The organism is Chitinimonas koreensis (assembly GCF_014353015.1).
In the GTDB taxonomy this organism is placed as follows: domain Bacteria; phylum Pseudomonadota; class Gammaproteobacteria; order Burkholderiales; family Chitinimonadaceae; genus Chitinimonas; species Chitinimonas koreensis.
Genome location: NZ_CP060704.1, coordinates 1,587,956 through 1,607,047 on the forward strand (window position 1 = coordinate 1,587,956; position 19,092 = coordinate 1,607,047).

19 protein-coding genes are annotated in these 19,092 nt (G+C 69.3%); 5 read left to right on the top strand and 14 right to left on the bottom strand.

Going from position 1 to position 19,092, the window contains the following annotated elements:
- Nucleotides 1-118: 118 nt before the first annotated feature.
- Nucleotides 119-610, bottom strand: a complete 492-nt coding sequence (locus H9L41_RS06820) for a MarR family winged helix-turn-helix transcriptional regulator (protein ID WP_028446159.1) — start codon at nucleotides 608-610, stop codon at nucleotides 119-121.
- A 191-nt stretch (nucleotides 611-801) separates the two neighbouring features.
- Between H9L41_RS06820 and H9L41_RS06825 the strand changes: the two genes are divergently transcribed.
- Entirely contained in the window at nucleotides 802-1,143 is a 342-nt protein-coding gene (locus H9L41_RS06825; protein WP_265583955.1) for a voltage-gated chloride channel family protein, read from the top strand.
- A 44-nt stretch (nucleotides 1,144-1,187) separates the two neighbouring features.
- Here H9L41_RS06825 and H9L41_RS06830 read toward each other — a convergent pair whose 3' ends face one another.
- Nucleotides 1,188-3,158: a diguanylate cyclase domain-containing protein gene (locus tag H9L41_RS06830; RefSeq protein ID WP_051318986.1), complete on the bottom strand. Its 1,971-nt coding sequence runs from the start codon at nucleotides 3,156-3,158 to the stop codon at nucleotides 1,188-1,190.
- A 214-nt stretch (nucleotides 3,159-3,372) separates the two neighbouring features.
- Nucleotides 3,373-3,804 carry a DUF2147 domain-containing protein gene (locus H9L41_RS06835; RefSeq protein ID WP_028446161.1) on the bottom strand — a complete coding sequence of 144 codons (432 nt, stop codon included), beginning with the start codon at nucleotides 3,802-3,804 and terminating at the stop codon, nucleotides 3,373-3,375.
- A gap of 232 nt (nucleotides 3,805-4,036) precedes the next feature.
- Between H9L41_RS06835 and H9L41_RS06840 the strand changes: the two genes are divergently transcribed.
- The 3 genes from H9L41_RS06840 to aspS all read left to right on the top strand — a co-directional run bounded on the left by H9L41_RS06840 (nucleotide 4,037) and on the right by aspS (nucleotide 6,888).
- Entirely contained in the window at nucleotides 4,037-4,306 is a 270-nt protein-coding gene (locus H9L41_RS06840; protein ID WP_028446162.1) for an FmdB family zinc ribbon protein, read from the top strand.
- A gap of 27 nt (nucleotides 4,307-4,333) precedes the next feature.
- Nucleotides 4,334-5,002 (top strand): DUF502 domain-containing protein, encoded by a 669-nt coding sequence (locus tag H9L41_RS06845; RefSeq protein WP_051318987.1) that lies wholly within the window; start codon nucleotides 4,334-4,336, stop codon nucleotides 5,000-5,002.
- Between the two features lie 92 nt (nucleotides 5,003-5,094).
- Nucleotides 5,095-6,888, top strand: a complete 1,794-nt coding sequence (aspS, locus tag H9L41_RS06850; protein ID WP_028446163.1) for an aspartate--tRNA ligase — start codon at nucleotides 5,095-5,097, stop codon at nucleotides 6,886-6,888.
- A gap of 76 nt (nucleotides 6,889-6,964) precedes the next feature.
- Here the strand turns inward: aspS and H9L41_RS06855 are convergent, their stop codons facing one another.
- The 5 genes from H9L41_RS06855 to H9L41_RS06875 all read right to left on the bottom strand — a co-directional run bounded on the left by H9L41_RS06855 (nucleotide 6,965) and on the right by H9L41_RS06875 (nucleotide 11,357).
- A complete protein-coding gene (locus H9L41_RS06855) occupies nucleotides 6,965-8,146 on the bottom strand; it encodes a hypothetical protein (protein ID WP_034606884.1) in 1,182 nt (393 codons plus the stop codon).
- Between the two features lie 33 nt (nucleotides 8,147-8,179).
- A complete protein-coding gene (locus H9L41_RS06860; RefSeq protein WP_051318988.1) occupies nucleotides 8,180-8,743 on the bottom strand; it encodes a lysozyme in 564 nt (187 codons plus the stop codon).
- Between the two features lie 470 nt (nucleotides 8,744-9,213).
- Complete coding sequence (locus H9L41_RS06865) at nucleotides 9,214-9,666, bottom strand: hypothetical protein (protein WP_028446164.1); 453 nt, start codon at nucleotides 9,664-9,666, stop codon at nucleotides 9,214-9,216.
- Between the two features lie 155 nt (nucleotides 9,667-9,821).
- Entirely contained in the window at nucleotides 9,822-10,604 is a 783-nt protein-coding gene (locus tag H9L41_RS06870; protein WP_028446165.1) for a tetratricopeptide repeat protein, read from the bottom strand.
- A 90-nt stretch (nucleotides 10,605-10,694) separates the two neighbouring features.
- The gene (locus H9L41_RS06875) at nucleotides 10,695-11,357 is read right to left on the bottom strand and encodes a hypothetical protein (protein ID WP_028446166.1); all 663 of its coding nucleotides are present in this window, start codon (nucleotides 11,355-11,357) and stop codon (nucleotides 10,695-10,697) included.
- Between the two features lie 192 nt (nucleotides 11,358-11,549).
- Between H9L41_RS06875 and H9L41_RS06880 the strand changes: the two genes are divergently transcribed.
- Complete coding sequence (locus H9L41_RS06880) at nucleotides 11,550-11,873, top strand: hypothetical protein (RefSeq protein ID WP_157461963.1); 324 nt, start codon at nucleotides 11,550-11,552, stop codon at nucleotides 11,871-11,873.
- A gap of 100 nt (nucleotides 11,874-11,973) precedes the next feature.
- On the opposite strand, the gene H9L41_RS06885 is transcribed toward H9L41_RS06880, so the two are convergent.
- The 6 genes from H9L41_RS06885 to H9L41_RS06910 form a co-directional block, all read right to left on the bottom strand.
- Nucleotides 11,974-12,453, bottom strand: coding sequence for a DUF6985 domain-containing protein (locus H9L41_RS06885; protein ID WP_028446168.1), 480 nt, complete (start codon nucleotides 12,451-12,453; stop codon nucleotides 11,974-11,976).
- Between the two features lie 49 nt (nucleotides 12,454-12,502).
- Nucleotides 12,503-13,891 carry a DUF1501 domain-containing protein gene (locus H9L41_RS06890; protein ID WP_028446169.1) on the bottom strand — a complete coding sequence of 463 codons (1,389 nt, stop codon included), beginning with the start codon at nucleotides 13,889-13,891 and terminating at the stop codon, nucleotides 12,503-12,505.
- A gap of 311 nt (nucleotides 13,892-14,202) precedes the next feature.
- Complete coding sequence (locus tag H9L41_RS06895; RefSeq protein WP_034606887.1) at nucleotides 14,203-16,047, bottom strand: hypothetical protein; 1,845 nt, start codon at nucleotides 16,045-16,047, stop codon at nucleotides 14,203-14,205.
- 397 nt (nucleotides 16,048-16,444) lie between these two features.
- A complete protein-coding gene (locus H9L41_RS06900; RefSeq protein ID WP_157461964.1) occupies nucleotides 16,445-16,612 on the bottom strand; it encodes a hypothetical protein in 168 nt (55 codons plus the stop codon).
- 177 nt (nucleotides 16,613-16,789) lie between these two features.
- Complete coding sequence (locus H9L41_RS06905; RefSeq protein ID WP_028446170.1) at nucleotides 16,790-18,565, bottom strand: ABC transporter ATP-binding protein; 1,776 nt, start codon at nucleotides 18,563-18,565, stop codon at nucleotides 16,790-16,792.
- Between the two features lie 242 nt (nucleotides 18,566-18,807).
- On the bottom strand, nucleotides 18,808-18,963 hold the full coding sequence (locus tag H9L41_RS06910) for a hypothetical protein (RefSeq protein WP_157461965.1): 156 nt from the start codon (nucleotides 18,961-18,963) through the stop codon (nucleotides 18,808-18,810).
- Between the last annotated feature and the right edge of the window lie 129 nt (nucleotides 18,964-19,092).

Below are 19,092 nucleotides of genomic sequence, written 5' to 3' on the forward strand. Positions count from 1 at the left end.
GGGCCGTGCCAGGCGGCTTGCGGCGGGGGCGCCTCGGCCGCGAACGGGACGACGACCGCCGGCCATTCGCGGCTGAAGCTGCCGCAGTGGGGCGCGGCGGCGTGGAGCGGGAGGTCCGTCAGCGGATGTCGGACAGCGGCGTATCCATGCCCGTGCCGGCATCCATGCGGCCCTGCATCGCCGCCAGCACCTCGGCCAGGCAGCCTTGCAAGGTCCGCAGCGTGGCCGGGTCGAGCCGTGCCAGCGCATCGGGCAGCAGGCCGTGCGCCGGCTGCGGCGCCTGCGCGGCGATCGAGAGGCCGGCCTCGGTGGGGCGCAGCAGCACCACGCGCTGGTCGGCCGGGCTCTTCTCGCGCAGCACCAGGCCCTTGCCGACCAGGCCCTCGACCAGGTTGCTGACGGTCGACTGGTGCAGCGCCATCGCCCGCGCCAGGCCCGATACGCGCAGCCCCGGCTCGGCGGCGATGCACGACAGCGCCCACAGCTGGGCGCCCGAGATGTCGCAACTGCGCTGGATGGTGTCGAAATGCTGGCGGATCGACTGGAAGATCGTGCGGAACTGCTTGAGCACTTCGAGATCGAGCGCGGCGGGCGCGTCCTGGCGGGGCATGGCGGGGATCGTCGGAATGAAGGCCATCCAGTTTAGCGCCGGCTGGCCGTGCCTGCCTTTGCACTGGAATTGAATTTGAACAAATGCAATGAGACGGCGCCGGTGAAAGGCTTCTTCAAGGCAATCCGCACCCATCGGCTCGACCGCTGGGCGGCGTCGCGGCGGCCTTCAATACGCCGCTGGCCGGGGTGGTGTTCGCCATCGGGGAACGGTCGCGCCGCTTCGAGCAGCGCACCCGCGGCGTGCCGCTCAGCGCCATCGTGCTGTCCGGCCTGGTGACGATCTCGCTGCAGGGCAACGACCTGTATTCCGGCCGCCTGTCGGTGGCCGCGATCGACCGCCGCATCGTGCTGCCGGTGGCGGTCTGCGCGCTGGTCAGCCGCACCCTGGGCGATGCCTTCCGGCATCGCGTCGCTCAAGTAAAAAGGCGATGCCTTTCAGCATCGCGCCGCCCAAGTAAAAAGGGCGATGCCTTTCGGCATCGCCCAACGCTCTCGCTGCTCGCTGCTCACTTCAGCGCAGGGCAACGCTAACATGGCCATATACATTTGAGCAAATGTACCTGGCGACCGGCCGCTCAGCCCGGTGCCAGCCAGAACTGGTTCTTGCCGGCCCGCTTGGCGATGTACATCGCCGCGTCGGCACGCTGCAGCAGCGCGTCGGGCGTGGCCTGGTCGCCCGGCCGGTGCAGCGCCACGCCGACGCTGGTGGTGACGCCGACGGTGGTGCCGGTCAGCTCGAACGGGTCGGCCATGCGGCCGATGATCTGGCGCGCGACGCGTTCGGCGTCCGTCGCGCCGTCGTTGAGCCCGCGCAGCAGCAGCACGAATTCGTCGCCGCCGAGCCGGGCCACCACGTCGCTGTCGCGCACGCAGCTGCGGATGCGCGCGGCGAATTGGCGCAACAGCTCGTCGCCGGACTCGTGGCCGTGCTGGTCGTTGACCGCCTTGAAACCGTCCAGGTCGAGGAACAGCACCGCCTGCGGCCGCCGCGCCTGCGCCAGGCCGTCCTCGAGCAGGGCCATGAAGGCGCGGCGGTTGGGCAGGCCGGTCAGCGCGTCGTGCTCGGCCTGGTGGCGCAGCCGCGCCTCGTGCTGGCGCTGGGCGCTGACGTCGCGCAGGAAGGCGCTGAACAGGCACTGGCTGCCGCTCTTGATCGCGGTGATGGTCATCTCGACCTGGATCTCGCCGCGCTCGCGCGTCTGCGCCTGCAGGTCCAGCCGCAGCACCGCGTCCTGGCCATCTCGGCGCAGCCGGGCCAGGCCGTCGGCGTAGGCCGCCTGCGCATGCTCGGGCACCAGCATGGCGGCCAGCTCGCGGCCCAGCATCTCGTCGCGCGCCCAGCCGAACAGGCGTTCGGCCTGGCGGTTCCAGTCGGTCACCCGGCCGTCGTCGTCGGTGGCGACGAAGGCCTCGCCCGAGCTCTCGATGATCAGCCGGATGCGCGCCTCGCTGGTGCGCAGCGTCTGCTCCGACAGCCGCCGCCGCTCGACTTCCTGCGCCAGCGCGGTCAACGCCTCGGTGCGCTCGGCCAAGAGCCGCTGGCTGGTCTCGAAATGCTGCTGGTGGCCGATCGCGGCACCGATCAGGCCGGCCATCAGCTGCAGCGTCTGGCGATCGCTCTGGCTGAACGCATGCGGCTGGCTGGACAGGATCTTCAGTACCCCGACCACCGTGCCGCGCTCGATCAGCGGCGTCACGATCATCGAGGCGGCGCCGACCTTGCGGCAGGCGGCGGCGTCGACGCGCGGATCGATCGAGCTGTCGGGGCAGTCGAGCATCTCGCCGCTCTTCACGCACAGGCCCGACAGGCTGCCGTCGATCTTGAGCCGGATGCCGACGTAGGGCTGCACCGAACCGCTGGCGGCGCGGTAGACCATCTCGTCGCCGTCGGCCAGCTCGACCACCGCGCCGGTGGCCGGCGTCAGCGCCAGCATCCGCTCGACCACGATGACCATGAAGCCTTCGAGCTCCAGCTCGGCCTGGGCCAGGTGGGATTGGGTGACGATCACCTGGTTGAGATGCTCGGTGTGCTGCTGCAGCCGCAGCATCGCGCTGCGCCGCTCGGCCATCACGCCGAGCAGGTGTTCGTTCAGCGCCAGCGCGCCGGCCGCGCGCTCGTCCAGCAACTGGCGGTCGAGACCGGCTTCGCCGCTGCGCTGCTCGTGGATGTCGGTGCTGGTGCCGAACCAGCGCAGCACCGCGCCGTCGGCGGCCTGGATCGGCACCAGCCGGTGCAGATGCCAGCGTGCATGGCCGTCGGCCCCGAGCAGGCGCAGTTCCAGCTCGCGGCCCTTGCCGCCGGCGACCGCCTGGGCCCAGGCGGAGCGCCAGGCGGCGACGTCGTCCGGGTGCAGCGCGGCCGGCCAGTCCGGCTCGTCCGGAGAGAGCGCCGGCCGGCCGGTGTAGGCCTGCCAGCGCTGGTTGACGTAGTCGATATGGCCGTCCGGCCGCGCGGTCCAGACGATCTGCGGCATTGCATCCGCGAGCGCGCGGAAGCGCTGCTCGCAGTCCGGTGGCGCGCCGGCCGCGAGATTGTTCTTGCTCATGATGGGCCTGGAACAGGTAACGAGGAGGTAACGCCGATTCTATGCGATCGGCGCGCGCAATATATATCTCGCCGGTCGCCCAAATGCCTGATCCGCCGGACGAAATCGCCTGCCCATGCCGTGGGAGGGAGGGGGATGCCGGCCCGGCCGGCACGAGACGACGCCCCGGGCGTGGCGCCGTGTTACTTCTGTTACTTGCGTCCGGATCGTCGGCTTACTGCTCGCGCAGCCAGGTCTGGGTGCGGCCCAGCAGCGAGAAGCCCATGAAGCCGCGCACCTTGAGCTTCTGGCCGCCGTCGGCGGTTTCCATCTTCACGCTGTAGATGTCGCCGTTGTCCGGGTCGAGGATCTTGCCGCCGTTCCACTCGTCGCCGTCCTGCTTCACGCCCCAGATGATCTCGAGCCCGATCAGCGGCTTGTTCTTCTTGTCGCCCTTGCACTTGGTGCACAGCGTGTCCTTGCTGTCGAACAGTTTGACCAGCTTGCCGTGCAGCACGCCGCCTTCGTCCCAGATCTGGATCAGCGCCTCCGGCTTGCCGGTCTTGTCGCTGACGTTCTTCCAGGTGCCGACCGGCGTGGCGTCGGCCAGCGCGGCGGTTGCGGCCAGCGCGACGAGGCCGGCGAGCAGGGGGCGGGTGATGGGCATTGCGTTGTCTCCGATGACGGGCGCTCGGGCGCCCCGTGGTCCGTGCGGCGCCGGCTGGCGCCGCGATATGTCGCGCCAGCGTAATGCCGGGTTTTCGGCAGGGTCAAACCGCCGCCGGGGCGCTTGTCGCGCAAGCGCGCCATCCCCACATTCTGTAAGCTACCGCGATGTTGCGCTGCGCTATAATGCGCGGCTTTGATTGGATTTTTCCTGCCTGCAGGGAGCAGCGAGCATGCCGATTTACGACTTCCAGTGTGGCGAATGCGGTCACCGCGACGAGGTGATGCGCAAGATCGCCGACCCGTCCACCACCACCTGCCCGCGCTGCGGCGCCGAAGCCTTCAGCAAGATGCTGTCGGCGGCCGGCTTCCAGCTCAAGGGTTCGGGCTGGTACGCCACCGACTTCAAGGGCGGCGCCAAGTCCCCGGCCAAGGCCGAAGCCGCGCCCGAGAGCGGCGGCCATTCCAGCAGCTGCGGCAGCGGCTGCGGCCATCAACACTGATCGTTCCGTTTCCCTCCCGAGACCCGCATGAAGCGCTATTTCGTCACCGGCCTGCTGATCTGGGTGCCGCTGGGCATCACCCTGTGGGTGATCAGCACGCTGGTCGGGGCGATGGACAGCCTCTTGCTGCTGCTGCCCGAGGGCAGCCGCCCGAAGGACTGGATGGGCATCCACATCCCCGGCCTCGGCGTGATCCTGGTCTTCGTGGTGGTGCTGACGACCGGCCTCTTGACCGCCAACATCCTCGGCCAGCGCCTGGTGAAGTTCTGGGAGGAAGTGCTCAACCGCATCCCGGTGGTCAAGTCGATCTACGGCAGCGTCAAGCAGGTGTCCGACACCGTGCTGTCCGATTCGGGCCAGGCCTTCCGCAAGGCGCTGATGGTGCGCTTCCCGCACGGCGACGCCTGGACCGTGGCCTTCATGACCGGCGCGCCGGCGCCGGAGCTGGCCTGCAAGTTCGACGAGGAACACATCGCCGTCTACGTGCCGACCACGCCCAACCCGACCTCGGGCTATTTCATGGTGGTGAAGAAGGCCGACACCATCGAGCTGGACATGAGCGTCGACGAGGCGCTCAAGTACGTGATCTCGATGGGCGTCGTCGCCCCGGCCCCGCGGCCGGCCGTGGCGGCGGAGCCAGCCTGCAAGCCGGTGATCCGCCCCAAGACCCCGGTCGACCACAATCTACCGGGCTAGGCAGCCACCCTGCCTAGCCCGTCCGCTTTTCCCCTTCGCCGATTTCCGCCTATTCCACGCCCCACGAGGGCGAGCCATTCAGGACTTACGTCATGCGTACCGATTATTGCGGCTTGATCGACAAGCGCTTCCTTTCCCAGACCGTCACCGTCAAGGGCTGGGCCCACCGCCGCCGCGACCATGGCGGCGTGATCTTCATCGACCTGCGCGACCGCGAAGGCCTGGTGCAGGTCGTGATCGACCCCGACACGCCCGAAGCCTTCAAGCTGGCGGACAGCGTCCGCAGCGAATTCGTGCTGCAGGTGACGGGCATCGTGCGCGAGCGCCCGGCCGGCACCACCAACGCCAACCTCGTCTCGGGCGAGATCGAGATCCTGGCCAAGGAGATCGAGATCCTCAACAGCTCGGTCACCCCGCCGTTCATGATCGACGACGAGAACCTCAGCGAGATGACCCGGCTGCAGCACCGCGTGATGGACCTGCGCCGCCCGGCCATGCAGAAGAACCTGCGCCTGCGCTACAAGGTGGCGCTCCTGGTGCGCAACTTCCTCGACAGCCGCGGCTTCATCGACGTCGAGACGCCGATGCTGACCCGCTCGACGCCCGAAGGCGCGCGCGACTACCTGGTGCCGAGCCGCGTGCACGACGGCCAGTTCTTCGCGCTGCCGCAGTCGCCGCAGCTGTTCAAGCAGCTCCTGATGGTGGCCGGCTTCGACCGCTACTACCAGATCACCAAGTGCTTCCGCGACGAGGACCTGCGCGCCGACCGCCAGCCCGAGTTCACCCAGATCGATATCGAGACCTCGTTCCTGAACGAGGACGAGATCATGGACATCATGGAATCGATGGCGGTGCACGTGTTCAAGGAAGCCATCGGCGTCGACCTGGGCAGCTTCCCGCGCATGCAGTACGACGACGCGATGTTCTACTACGGCTCGGACAAGCCCGATATGCGCGTCGACCTCAAGTTCACCGAACTGACCGACGTGATGAAGGACGTGGCGTTCAAGGTGTTCGCCAGTGCGGCCAACATGGACGGCGGCCGGGTGGTCGGCCTGCGCGTGCCTGGCGGCGCCGCCTTCACCCGCAGCGAGATCGACGCCTGGACCCAGTTCGTCGGCATCTACGGCGCCCGCGGCCTCGCCTACATCAAGGTCAACGACGTCACCCAGCCGAACGAGGCCGGCCTGCAGTCGCCGATCGTCAAGAACCTGTCGGAAGCCGCGCTCAAGGCCACGCTCGAGCGCACCGGCGCCCAGAACGGTGACATCATCTTCTTCGGCGCCGACAAGGCCAAGGTGGTGAACGAGGCGATCGGCGCGCTGCGGCTGAAGATCGGCCACGAGAAGGGCGAGGCCGGCGGCTACTTCGTGCGCGAATGGCGCCCGCTGTGGGTGGTCGACTTCCCGATGTTCGAGTACGACGAGGAAGACAAGCGCTACACCGCCTGCCACCACCCGTTCACCAGCCCCAAGGTCGAGCACGTCGAACTGCTCAAGACCGACCCGGCCAAGTGCAAGGCGCGCGCCTACGACATGGTGCTGAACGGCTGGGAGATCGGCGGCGGCTCGATCCGTATCCACCGTGCCGACATGCAGTCGACGGTGTTCGAGGCGCTCAACATCGGTCCGGAGGAAGCGCAGAACAAATTCGGCTTCCTGCTCGACAACCTCGCCTACGGCGCGCCGCCGCACGGTGGCCTGGCTTTCGGCCTCGACCGCCTGGTGACGCTGATGGCCGGCGCCGAGTCGATCCGCGACGTGATCGCCTTCCCCAAGACCCAGCGCGCCCAGTGCCTGCTGACCAACGCGCCGAACGCGGTCGACGAGAAGCAACTGCGCGAGCTGCACATCAAGCTGCGCAATCCGCCGCAGGTGGCCGGCTGATCGCGGCCGGCCCGGACGAGCAGGAAAAAGGGACGCCACGGCGTCCCTTTTTCTTTGCCTTCGCCGGCCAGCGGCTTCAGCCGGCGGCCTGCGTGCCGCCCTGGGGCATCGGCGCTTCGGTATAGCCGGCCTTGGGGTCGGGCTCGGTCGCGGCGACCGCAACCGGCTGCGCCGCGTCGTCGCTGCCGTCGCCGTGCTGCTCGGGCAGCTTGAAACCGACATAGCCGCCGGCGCTGATGCCCAGCAGCGTCAGCGTATTGCCGTCGAAATCGGGCATCGCCAGCTGGGTCACCACCTCGATCACGAAGAACAGCCCGAGCACCACCGTCATCACCAGCATCTGGAAGCGATACAGCGTGATGCCGTTGGCGTCGGTCAGGATGTCGCGCCAGAAGCCCTGGCTCGGCGGGAACACGGTGTTCTTGTTGGCATCGAGCCCGGCCGCGGTGAGCCCGGTGGCGCCCGAGATGCCGAGCAGGCTCAGCGCCTGCGCGCTCAGCGTCGGCTGGCCGCCGGTGACCACCCACAGGAAGATGTAGCTGCCGACCACGATGCCGAACCACCAGGCCATCTGCAGCCGGGCCAGGCTGTAGCTGCGCTGCGCCAGCGGCTGGCTGCCCGGGTCGCGGATCAGGCCGGTGTTGCGGCCGAGGAAGAACAGCGCGAGCCAGATCGCCGCGATCAGCGCGAGGCCGATGGCGGCGAGGTCGGGGCTGAGCACCTTGACCGCGATCGGGCCGTCGAACAGCGACTGGCCCAGCGTGCCGTCGCCGGCCGCGGCCGGCAGCACGGCCGAGTAGTCGAGGGTACGGACGAAATCCTCGGCGCGCGCGGTCCAGGGGCTGCCGAACATGCGCTCCCAGGCGGCGTCGACGTTGCTGCCCGGCATCAGCGAGACGGTACGCAGCCAGAAGCTGAGCTGGCGGTTGCCGCTGTCGCAGCCGACCGCGCGCAGGCCGGTGTCGATGCCGCCGACCTGGAGCTGGATCCGGCCGACCGCGGCCGGCGGCGGGCAGGATTGGCCGGCGTTGAGCGGCACCGCGAACACCTCGCTGTGATGGATCGGCGCGATCTGCCAGGTCTGGGCCTGGGCGGTCGGCAGGGCGCTGGCGGTGGCCGGCACGGTGGGCGGCGCGGCGGCCGGGGTCGAGGCGGCCGGTGTCGCGCTGGCCGGCATCTCGGCCGGCGCGGGCGTGGCGGCGGCCCCGGCGGCGAGCGCCAGGGCGAGCAGCGGAGCGGCGAAGCGGTGGAGCGGCATGGCGTTTCCTCCGTGGGTATCGGTTGTGGTCGTTCAGGACGCGGCCGGGGCGGGCGGGCAGGGCGCCGGCGTCGGGGCGGTGCCGGCCACCGGGCTGAGGAACAGCGCACGCTCGGCCTGGCGGCGCTTGACCAGGCCGGGCAGGGTCTTGCCGCCGGCCTTGACCCAGACCAGGAACTGGTCGGCCGCGCCGGCGTAGTCGCCGGCATTGAGCTTCTTGAGCAGGGTCGAGCTGCGCAGGTTGCCGATGCCGAGGTTGAAGGTGAAGCTGGTCAGCGCGCCGTACTGGTTGTCATTGAGATCGACCACCACCACCGACAGCACGTCGCGGCCGGCGTCGATCAGGTCGCCCTGCAGGAGCTGGGTGGCCTGGTCGAGCGTGATGCCGTCGGGGTAGAGCGTCTTGACCTGCGGCCGGTCGGCCTCGCCGCGCAGGAAGCGGCCATCGTAGGTGATGGCATGGCCCCAGCCGATGGTCCAGATGCCGACCGGGTCGAGGTAGGGGTCGATGTTGGCGGTGCTCGGATCGCCGTCCGGGCAGCCCTCGAAGGACTTCACCAGGTTGACGGCGGCCATGCAGACGTCGCGTTGCGCCATGATGGAACCTCACGATCTGATGCAGCGTTGGTTGCGGATCACGCCGCCGTTGCCGGCGGCTGGGGCGGGAATGCGGCCCGGCGGGCCTGCCTCACCATACGAAGCGGATTGCGCGAATGCCAGGTGGTCGACGTTAAGCCCGGCGCCATACCTTGCCTGTGCTGGCCCGCATGCGCCCAGGGCCATCCTGTTTGTCAGCGCTCAGCGCTACCTGTGCGAGCGCTACCTGGGATATGCGATGGCCGGCGCCGTGGTCACAGATCGAGCGAAGCGAAGCCCCCTCTGGTCCACCCGCAAAGTCTTCGACTTTGTGGGGGACCGCCTCCGGGGGCCTCGGAGCGGCGAGGGCGGGGAGTAGGAATCCACCAGGGAGCACCGTTGACGGAGCTCGAACTGACCGTGAACCCCCGGCTTCGCCGGGGCTGCACGAGCGGTCGATCTTGACGGGGCTCCCGTGTCGACACGAGGCGCTAGAAGTCGAGCCGATTGGTGATATAGCCGCTGTAGTGCCAGGCCTCGCGGTAGCAGTTGTTGTCGCCGACGTAGAGCTTGAAGTAGTTGCCGACCGGCTGGCTCAGGCCGTAGGCCTTGCCGTGGCAGCCGGCGCAGACCAGCGTGCCGTTGCGGTAGATGTCCCACAGGCCGTTGAGGCTGTCGTTGTCGCTGACGCCGATGCTGACCAGGTTGAACTCGTACTGCAGGTTGGGATTGGCCTGGGCGGTGATGTGCAGGTGGCCGTTGCGGGTCTTCTCGTTCCAGACCGTGGCCATGTTGCCCGAGGTCGGCGAGAAGCTGCCGAGGCCGGGGTCGACCAGCGCAAGCGGCTTTTGCGACCAGACGCTGTGGGTGGGAACGGCGGCCAGCGCCGGCAGGGACAGCAGCAGCGCGCCGAGCAGCGACGCGAAGCGGGGGGCGAGTTTCATGAAAGTATTCCTCCAATGCGGACGGACCGGTCGATGCCGGTTCGCCAGGGCCCCCACCCCGAGCGCATTCAATGCTAGCAGCCCACGATGACGAATGCATCATCGCAAAGAAAATGGCCGCCCGGAGGCGGCCATCGCGGCGAAGGGACGGGCGATCAGTCGTCCGTCAGCTCCGAGCGGGCGAACTCGACGTCGAGCCGTTCCATCGCGTCGAGCGGCTCGCGCGCCGCGGCAGCTTCGTACAGCTTGGTGGCGTCCTTGATCCGCTTGTTGCCGAACAGCGTGAGCAGGCCGTTGGCGTATTCGATGCGCGCGATCGCCGAGTCGGGGATCAGCTCCATCGCGCGGGCGTAGTGGGCTTCGGCGGCGTCCTTGGAGACGCCGTAGGTGAGCGAGCCGACCATGCTGCCTACCTTGCCGATGATCTCGGCATGGTAGGCGCCGAGCGCGATATGCGCTTCGGCATGCTCGGGCGCCAGCGCCAGCGTCTTGTCGAGGCTGGCCTTGCACTTGCCGGCCAGGCCCTGCGTCAGCGCCTTGGCGATCGAGATCGCCTGGCTGTAGCGGCCCAGTGCGTAGGCGTGCTGGTAATGCGCGTTGACGTTGTTGGGGTTCTCCTTGGCGGCGACCTCGGCGCGGTCGGCCACTTCCTCGAACAGTTCCTTCTTCTCGTCCTCGTCGTCGACCAGGTAGGTCGCGTAGATCGACTGCGCCTTGTTGGCGGCGTTCATGCCCGAGGCGGTCTCGGCCTTGAGGCCCAGCGCCACGGCGTTCTGGAAGTCGCCGCGGTGGTAGGCGCGCCAGGCGTCCTGGCTGGCTTCGTCCTCCGGCCACGGCTCCTGGTCGCCCGCATGCAACCGCTCCCAGTGCGTCCAGAGCTTGTCGCCGGCGTAGTCGAAAGCCGCGGCGTCGTGGGGGAAAGCGTTCCACTTGGACATGTCGTCTTGCTCCGTTCTCGTTATCGGTGCCTCGATTATAGGCACGCGTCGAGCAAGCGCTCGCAACCGCCGCGACGGTATCGATAACAGTCAGCGCCGCATGATGAGTCCCAGCCCGCAAGGCAGATCGATCAGGTTCGGCCGCCGCAGCCGCAGGCCGGGCCGGCTGTTGACCAGGCTGGCGATCGAGCGCTCGCGGCCGCGGTGGTCGACCGCGATCACGCCGCCCTTCTCCAGCCGGGCGAACAGGATGTCGAGCGCTTCCGCCTCGTCGGCGTCGTTGCGCAGGTCGAGGCAGGCGAAGGCGATGCGGGTCGGCGCCAGCACGCGCAGGACCTGCACGTCGCGGATCTGGCTGAGGATCATGGCGCGCCCGCAGCGCGTGTTCCCGGTCTGGTCCGATTGCGCCGGCGCCAGCTTGTAGCGGTAGAACACGTGGCCGGAAAACTCGAAGCGCAGGTAGTCGTACAGGATCCGGCCGGTCGCGCCCGGCTCGTCGGCGCATTCGACGAAGCTGCCCTCGAGCCGGGAAGTGCGGATCGCCACCCGTGCCAGCGCCACCAGCCGGCGCAGGTCGGCCGGATCGGGCTGCTCGCCGCAGTGGCGGTCGAGCGCGGACAGCAGCAGCGCGGCCTGCAAGAGGCCGCCGCTGTCGTCGCCGCCGGGCTGGACCGCCTGCGACATCTCGCCGAACACCCGCCGGCACAGGGCGCGCCAGTCCTCGGGCGGAGCCGACCATTGACCGTTGTTCATGCTTGTTCCTCCCTGGCGCTGCGGTCCCGCCGGAACCGGCGGTGAATATATTCGTACCGGGAAATTACCATTAGTGATTGTTCGTGTCGACTGATAGTAAAATTCCGCGCTGATAGCTTGGACGGCATGGAACGAATCGAAGAGCGGCGGGCCTTTTCCGCCCGGCTGAAAACCAGGCTGAAGCAGTTCAACATGGACCTGAAGCCGCCGGCGGTGATGGCGGCGTTCAACCAGCGCTTCAAGGGCAAGCCGGTATCGGCCGGCGCCGTGCGCAAGTGGCTCGAGGCCGAGGCGATCCCGACGCAGGACAAGCTGCGCACGCTGGCCGAATGGCTCGGCGTCTCCACCGAATGGCTGCGTTTCGGTCCCGACTACGCGCTCGGCGACGGCAGGAACGACCGGGTGGCCGAGCCGACGCCGGACGAACTGCTGCTGAGCAAGATCGCGCGGCTGTCGCCCGACAACCGCAAGCTGATCGAGCAACTGGTCGACGGCCTGCTGTCGTCGCGTACCTGAGCCGGCGACGGCCGCTTCCCCACCCCGCCTGTATCCCCCATCCCGATCCGGATGCCCGACACGCCGCGCGACCCGCGGCGTGTCCGCTTGCGCGCGGCCGTCAGAGCGGCACGGCGCTGCCGCACAGCTCGACCAGCGCGCCTTGGCGGAAGCGGGCGCCGAGCGTGTGTTCCTCGTCCCAGGCGGTGGCGTAGCCGAGCTCGACGGTCAGCTGGCCGCTGATCGGGCCGATGCTGAGGAAGGCCAGCGAGACGTGCGGCCAGACCATGGCCGGCGAGGTCAGCGCCGGCATGGGCTCGATCGGCGGCGGCAGTTCGCCGGCCGCCAGCGCCTCGGCGTACGGGTGGTAGTGCTCGAACAGCGCGCGCTCGGTCGGCGCCTGCAGGGCCGGGAACTGCACCGTGACCTCGCGGGCGGCGGCCAGCGCGGCCGGATCGGGCGAGAGCCGCGGCCCGGCCAGCGCCAGCGGCACCTTGCCGAACGGGCCGAGATCGACCGCGCCGCGCCAGTAGCCGCGCGAACGGACCAGCCGGCCCAGCTGCGGATCGAAGTATTCGGGCGTCTTGAACAGGCCAAACATGGCGTCGCTCCTCGTCGGCGGGCACGGCGGGCCGCGCCGCCGCCGCCGGTCAGGCCTTCATGAATCCCAGCGGATTGCCGCTCTCCAGCGGCATGCCGCCGCGGCCGGGGAACACCACGTCGCCGGCGCCCGGCGCCACCCAGTCGGCCAGCACGCCGAACACCCGCTCGATCGCGGTCAGCCCTTCCACGTCCGGGCTGTTCTGGCTCAGCCGCGCCAGCTCGGCCTCGGGGAAGGGGTCGCCGTAGAAGCCGCCCTTCACCGACTCGCCGATCACGATCACCTGCATGCCGCGGCCGTGGTCGGTGCCGGCGCCGCCGTTGGACTTGAGCTGGCGGCCGAATTCGCCGGCGATGACGAACACCATGTTGGCGCGGCTCTGCGGATCGAGCGCCTGCCACAGCGTGTCGAGCGCGCGGCCGGTGCCGAACAGGTCGGCCAGCCGCGGCTCGATCATGTCGATCTCGCCGTCGTGGCTGTCCCAGCCGCCGTAATCGAGCGAGGCGACGCGCATGTCGAGGATGTCGCGCGTCTGCAGCGTGTCGTAGAGGTTGCGGATCTGCTCGCCGAAGTAGCCCGAGTTGAGCCGGCTCGGCGGCTGGCCGGTGTAGAGCGCCTGCACCGCGGCCGGGACCGGGATGCCGGCCAGCGCGCTGGTCATGGCGCTGCCGAACTGGCGCAGGCCGCGCTCGCTCTGGACGATGCGGCCGAACACATCGCTCTGGCCCAGCGCCGCCGCGCGCGCCTCGTAGTAGGCGCGCAGCGAGTTGGCCATCGCCTTGTTCTGGTTGTTGTCCTGGCTGGCCGCCTCGGTCAGCGCCAGCGCGCGCGAGTTCTTGATGTTGAGCAGGCGGTCGTTGCGGTGGTCGAGCCGGTCGGTCGGGTGCGGGCCGTAGCAGAACGGCCGCGGCGCGCGGGTGACCGAGACGATGCGCGCGCTGCCGCCGAGGCCGGCCACCAGCCGGCCGCCCCAGCCGGCCTTGCCGAGCTGGTTGGGCAGCGTGCCGCGGTCGCCGTGGTCGAGCACCAACTGGGCGTGGGCATGGTCGCGGCTGGTGGCGCCGAGTACGTTGTGCAGCACGGCGACCTTGCCGGCGCTCCACATGCTCTTGAGCCAGCCGCACTGCTTGAGGATGCCGAACTGGGTGCCGGCAGTGGTGGCGGCCGCGTCGTAGGCGGTGGCGAAGCGGTCCACCACCGCCTGCTGCGAGCCGGCCGCGATGCCGTGGCTGCTGGCCCGGGCCTGCCAGTACTGGTAGGCGTAGCTGGCCGGGCTCGAATCGGGCGCCGGCGGGAACAGGTGGCGCAGGTCGGGCCCGCCGGGCAGGGTGATGTCGACCAGCACGCGGCGGGTCAGCGGCGCGGCCCAGGCCGGGGCGTCGAGCCAGGTCAGCGCGCCGGTGGCGGCGGCGAAGCGGAGAAAGTCGCGGCGGTTCATCGGGTGGCGCCTTTCAGTGCGGCGAGCAGGGCGAGTACGGCGGTCCAGGCCTGGTTCAGGTCGGCGGCGGGGGTGTGCAGTTCGGCGGTCGGCATCTCAGCGCCTCAGAAAGCAAGGGATTGAAAAGCATGGGTTGAAATAACCGCATGCGAGCGCAGCGAGGCTCCCTCGCAGCGGCGAGGGCGGGGGAAGTAAGGCTGAATCAGGGGCGTGCCAGTGGCCGAGCCCTTACCGCCCGCAAGCGCCCGGCTTCGCCGGGGCCTGCGCTGCGGTTCGATCCTGAGCAAAGGTAGGAAATCGCCATGGCGCGCTCATCGTCCTTGTTGAACGAATGCGAACGGAGTCGCGGTGATGAAGGCGGCGGCCATGTTGACGCGCAGGTTGGCGGTGTCGCGCTGCTTCTGGTCGGCGGCGCCGAGGTTCATCGTGAGCGCGCCCTGGGCGGCCAGGTCGGTGCCGGCGGTGGCGGCGAGGCCGGTGGCGAGCAGGGCGTAGACCTGCTGGCGCTCGGCGTCGCCGAAGTGGGTCAGCCCGTCGGCGATGAAGCGCTGCCACAGCCATTCGGCCACGGCCTTCACCTCATAGGCGCCGGCCGCGTTCTTCGGCGCGACCGAGCCCCAGTCCTTGCTGCCGCTGGCCTCGTTCTGGTTGGTGTAGCTGCCCTGGCGCGCATTCCAGCTGTATTCGTTGACCGCGCGGTTGTAGATCGAGCGGAACACGTCGGCGCTCTGCGAGGATTCGACGCCGGTGGTATGGCCGAACACGTTGTGGCTCGGCGCGAACACCACGTAGGCATCGCTGTTGCGCCAGCCGTTGACCTGGGTCGGCTCGTAGAGGCCGATCAGGTTCTCGCGCTGGGTCAGGCTCATGCGGTTGGCGACCAGCAGGTGGTAGTCGAGCTGGGTCCAGTACTTGACCCGGCCGGCGCTGTGGAACTGCTTGGAGATCGCGTACCAGCGCAGGTATTCGAGCAGGCCGTCGGGCTGGTCGCCGAGCTGGGCCCAGACCTTGCGCAATTCGGCCTTCTTGGCCTCGGTGGCGCTGTCGGCGTTGGCCAGCGTGTCGTCGGCCAGGCCCTGGGCGATCATGATCGGCAGGTTGGCCTGGCTGTCGGCATGGCGGATGTCGACCTTGGCCAGCGCGAAGATCTTCTCGCGGGCGTTCGCGCCCGAGATGCTCTGGTGCAGGATCTCGAGCGGCGCGACGTTGTGGTACTCGGTGCCGAAGCGCACCTCGACCGAGTCCCATTCGGCCAGCGGCATGTCGGTCAGGAGGCGCGCGGTGTTCTTGACCGAGATCGACTCGTGGTAGTCGTTGGCGGTGTCCTCGGCCAGGTTGGTGCCGAGCACGCCGAAGAACAGCTGGTGGTATTCGCGGGCGAAGTCCTCGTTGCCGTAGAACACGCCCTTCTTGATCTTGTTGCGGTCGTGGCCGTACTGCTTGGCGATCGCCGCGCTGGAGGCGGCCTCGGCCAGCACCTCGCGGTAGGGCCGGCCGGCGCCGAGCGCGCCGGTCACGCTGTCGAACAGCGTGCCGACCTGCTGCCAGGCCACGCCGGCCTCGGTGTTGGCGACCAGGTGGTAGTTGGTCTCCCACCAGCCGAGCTTGTAGCGCACCGGGTTGAGGCCGCGGGTATGGCCGGCCTGCAGCACCAGGTTGTGCGGGCCGCGCCAGTTCTCGAAGCCGAAGTCGCCGCGGCGCTTGGCCGGCAGCGGGCTGGCGGTGCCGCTCCAGTAGGCCGACAGGGCGCGCAGGCTGCCGTCGCCGCTGCCGAGCACGTCGGCGTCGCCGGGCGGCGAGAGCTTGGGATTGGTCGGCGCGAAGCTGATCATCTCGACGATCGCGGCGCGCGGCGCCATCGCGGCCCAGGCGGTGATCTGGGCGTCGCTGGCCTGGCCGCCCCAGGCGAACACCTGCAGCACCTTGCGCACCGCGGTGTCGTCCCAGCCGGCGTCGTCGACCACCTGCATGCCGGCCGGCGGCGGAGTGGGCGTCGGGGTGGGTACCGGCGTCGGATTGGTGCCGCCGCCGCCATTGTTGGGCGGCGTGCCGCCGCCGCTGTCGCCGCTGCCACCGCCGCCGCCACAGGCGGCCAGCGTTGCGGTCAGGATCAGCGCCAGCCAGCCGTGGCGGAGGGGTGTCGGTATCGAGGTCATGCGTGCCGTGTCCGGAAGAGTCCGCCGCCGCTTCAGCAGCTTCCATGCCAATGGGATTTGACTGTCATGGCGTGGCGAATGAGGTGGGTCAAGGCTTTGTAGGATTTACCAAATCGGTCGGGATGTGACCAATTGCGGCACTTATCCACTGTGCCGGGGTTTGTCCACAGCATGAAATGACAGGATGGGATGGCGCACGGCCCGAGCGGGATGCGGCCAACCCTTTCGCTCCGGGAGGGGCAGGGCGAGGGAGCGTCGGTCGAACGGGTGCTGCCGTGGGGGAGGTACGTCGCGCCCATCCATCCAGGAAAGGACATCCGGATGCCGGGTTCGGGTGGGGAGGGGATTTCGAACCGTTGCCGACGCGATGACCGCCGGCATTCAAGCGATACGGCGTTCAGGCCGCCTTGCCGTACAGCCGCCCGGGGCAGGCGGGCAGCGGCCGGCCGCCACCGGCCAGCCGGCTGCGCGGCAGGCTGGTCGAATTGTCGAGCTGGTGCGAGCGGGTGGCCAGCACCTCCATCCAGGCGCGCAGCAGCGCATCGGGCGGCGACGGCGGGTTCATGGCTGCGGGTAGCCCGTGCGGGCCGGCATGGTGACGATCACAGCGAGGCGCGACATTTCCAATCTTTCCCGGCAGGTGGATGACGGAGCGTAGCAGGAATAATGCCAACGTGATTGACAACGGCGATCCCTGCTCATCCGGGCAGCATGGCGCCGCCCGGTGCGCCGCCGCCCGCGCTCAGTGCATGCGCTCGCCGGTCTGCAGCCGCCACAGCGCGGCATAGCCGCCGTCGAGCGCCAGCAGTTCCTCGTGGCTGCCGCTCTCGACGATGCGGCCGCCTTCCATCAGGTGGATGCGGTCGGCATGGCGGATGGTCGACAGCCGGTGGGCGATGACCAGCGTGGTGCGGCCGCGGCTGACCACCTCGAGCGAGCGCTGGATGGCGGCCTCGGTCTCGTTGTCGACCGCGCTGGTGGCCTCGTCGAGGATCAGCACCGGCGGGTTCTTCAGGATCGCCCGGGCCAAGGCCAGCCGCTGCCGCTGGCCGCCCGACAGCTTCTGGCCGCGCTCGCCGACGCGGGTGGCGAAGCCGAGCGGCAGCTTGTCGATGAATTCCATCGACTCGGACTGGCGCGCCGCCGCGGCGATGGCGGCCTCGTCGGCGCCGCTCACGCCGTAGGCGATGTTGTCGGCGATGGTGCCGTCGGTAAGGAAGGTGTCCTGCGCCACGTAGCCGATCGCGCGGCGCAGGTCCTGCAGGTCGAGCCCGTCGATCGGCTGGCCGTCGAGCAGGATGCGGCCGGCCTGCGGCGTGTAGAAGCGCAGCAGCAGCTTGATCAGCGTCGACTTGCCCGAGCCGGTGGTGCCGACGAAGGCCACGGTCTGGCCGGCCGGGATGGCGAGGTCGATGTCGCGCAGCGTCGGCGTGTCGCCATAGGCGAACTGCACGCCTTCGAAACGCAGCTCGCCGCGCGCCTCGGCGACCGGGAAGTGACGGCCGGCGTAGGGAATGCTGATCGGCGTGGCCAGCAGCGTCATGGCGCGGTCGATCGCCGCCAGCGAGCGCTGGTACATGTCGGCGACTTCGGCCAGGCCGGTCAGCGGCCACAGCAGGCGCTGGGTCAGGAACACCAGCACCGAGTAGGCGCCGACCGCCAGCTCGCCGTGCAGCGCCAGCCAGCCGCCGTAGACCAGGGTGGCGGTGAAGCCGGCCAGGATGGCCATCCGGATCACCGGCGTGATCGCCGAGCTGATGCGGATCGCCCGTGCATTGGCCTGGCGGTAGGCGTTGCTGGCCTCGTCGATGTGGCGGGTCTCGAAGTCCTCGGTGGCGAAGGCCTTGATGGTGGCGAGGCCGAGCAGGTTGTTGTTGAGCCGCGCGCTGACGTCGCCGGCGGCCTCGCGCACCTCGGTGTAGCGCGGCGCCAGCCGGTTCTGGAACCAGAAGGCGCCGAACAGGATGGCCGGCACCGGCAGGAGGGCGACCAGCGCGATGGCCGGCTGCAGCGCGAAGAACACCGCGCTGACCATCACGCTTGAGCAGAACACCTGGATGATCTGGTTGGCGCCGCCGTTGACGAAGCGCTCCATCTGGTTGATGTCGTCGTTGAGGATGGACATCAGGTTGCCGGTGCGCTGGTTCTCGAAATAGGCCATCTCGAGCTTCTGCACATGGTCGTAGGCGTCGAGCCGCAGCGCGTGCTGGATGTCCTGCGCCAGCTGGCGCCACTTGACCTCGTACAGGTACTGGAACAGCGATTCGCCGCCCCAGATCAGCACGTTGAGCGCGCCGAGCGCCAAGAGCTGGTGCCAGGTGTCGGTAATGCCGAGGCCGCCGAGGACCTTCTGCGCCAGGAAGCTCTGGTCGCCCTTGACCACCACGTCGACGGCCACCCCGATCAGCACCTCGGGCAGGATGTCGAAGAACTTGTTGAGCACCGAGTACAGCGTGGCGATGCGGAAATCGGCCTGGTAGGCGCGCGCGTAGCGCAGCAGCTTCTTGAGTGGATGCATGGCGGGGGCTGGCAGGTGGGCTGGGGGCGAACGATACGCGCAAGGCGCGGGGCAAGTCACGGCACAGTTGCGGCGGATGGCGTGGTACGGCGAGCTGGCCTGGGTGCTCGGCGTCGGCCTGCTTCGCATGCGGGCCGGGCACCGTGTAGGAGCGGCTTCAGCCGCGAATGGCTGTCGAGCGACCGGCGCCATTCGCAGCTGAAGCCGCTCCTACATGAGGATCATCTAGCGCTGCGGCGAGGCTAGAGCAGCGGCAGCCCGAGCTCGGCGCGCAGCCGGGCGACGTGGTCGCGCGGATGCGGCTCGGCGTCGGGCTGCGGCAGCACGCAGCAGTCGGGCGCGGTCGCGGCCGGCAGGCGATGGCCGGGCTGCAGGTGGGCAAGGATACGGTCGAGCATGGCGGCCTCCGGTGGGGTGTGGACGACGGCGCCAGTGTAGGCGGGCGGCCCGGGCCTGCTTAGACGCAGCGGTGCGCGCGGCCGATCGGTACAGCCGGGGCTTTTGCGCCGCTGTGTCGATCGATTTGG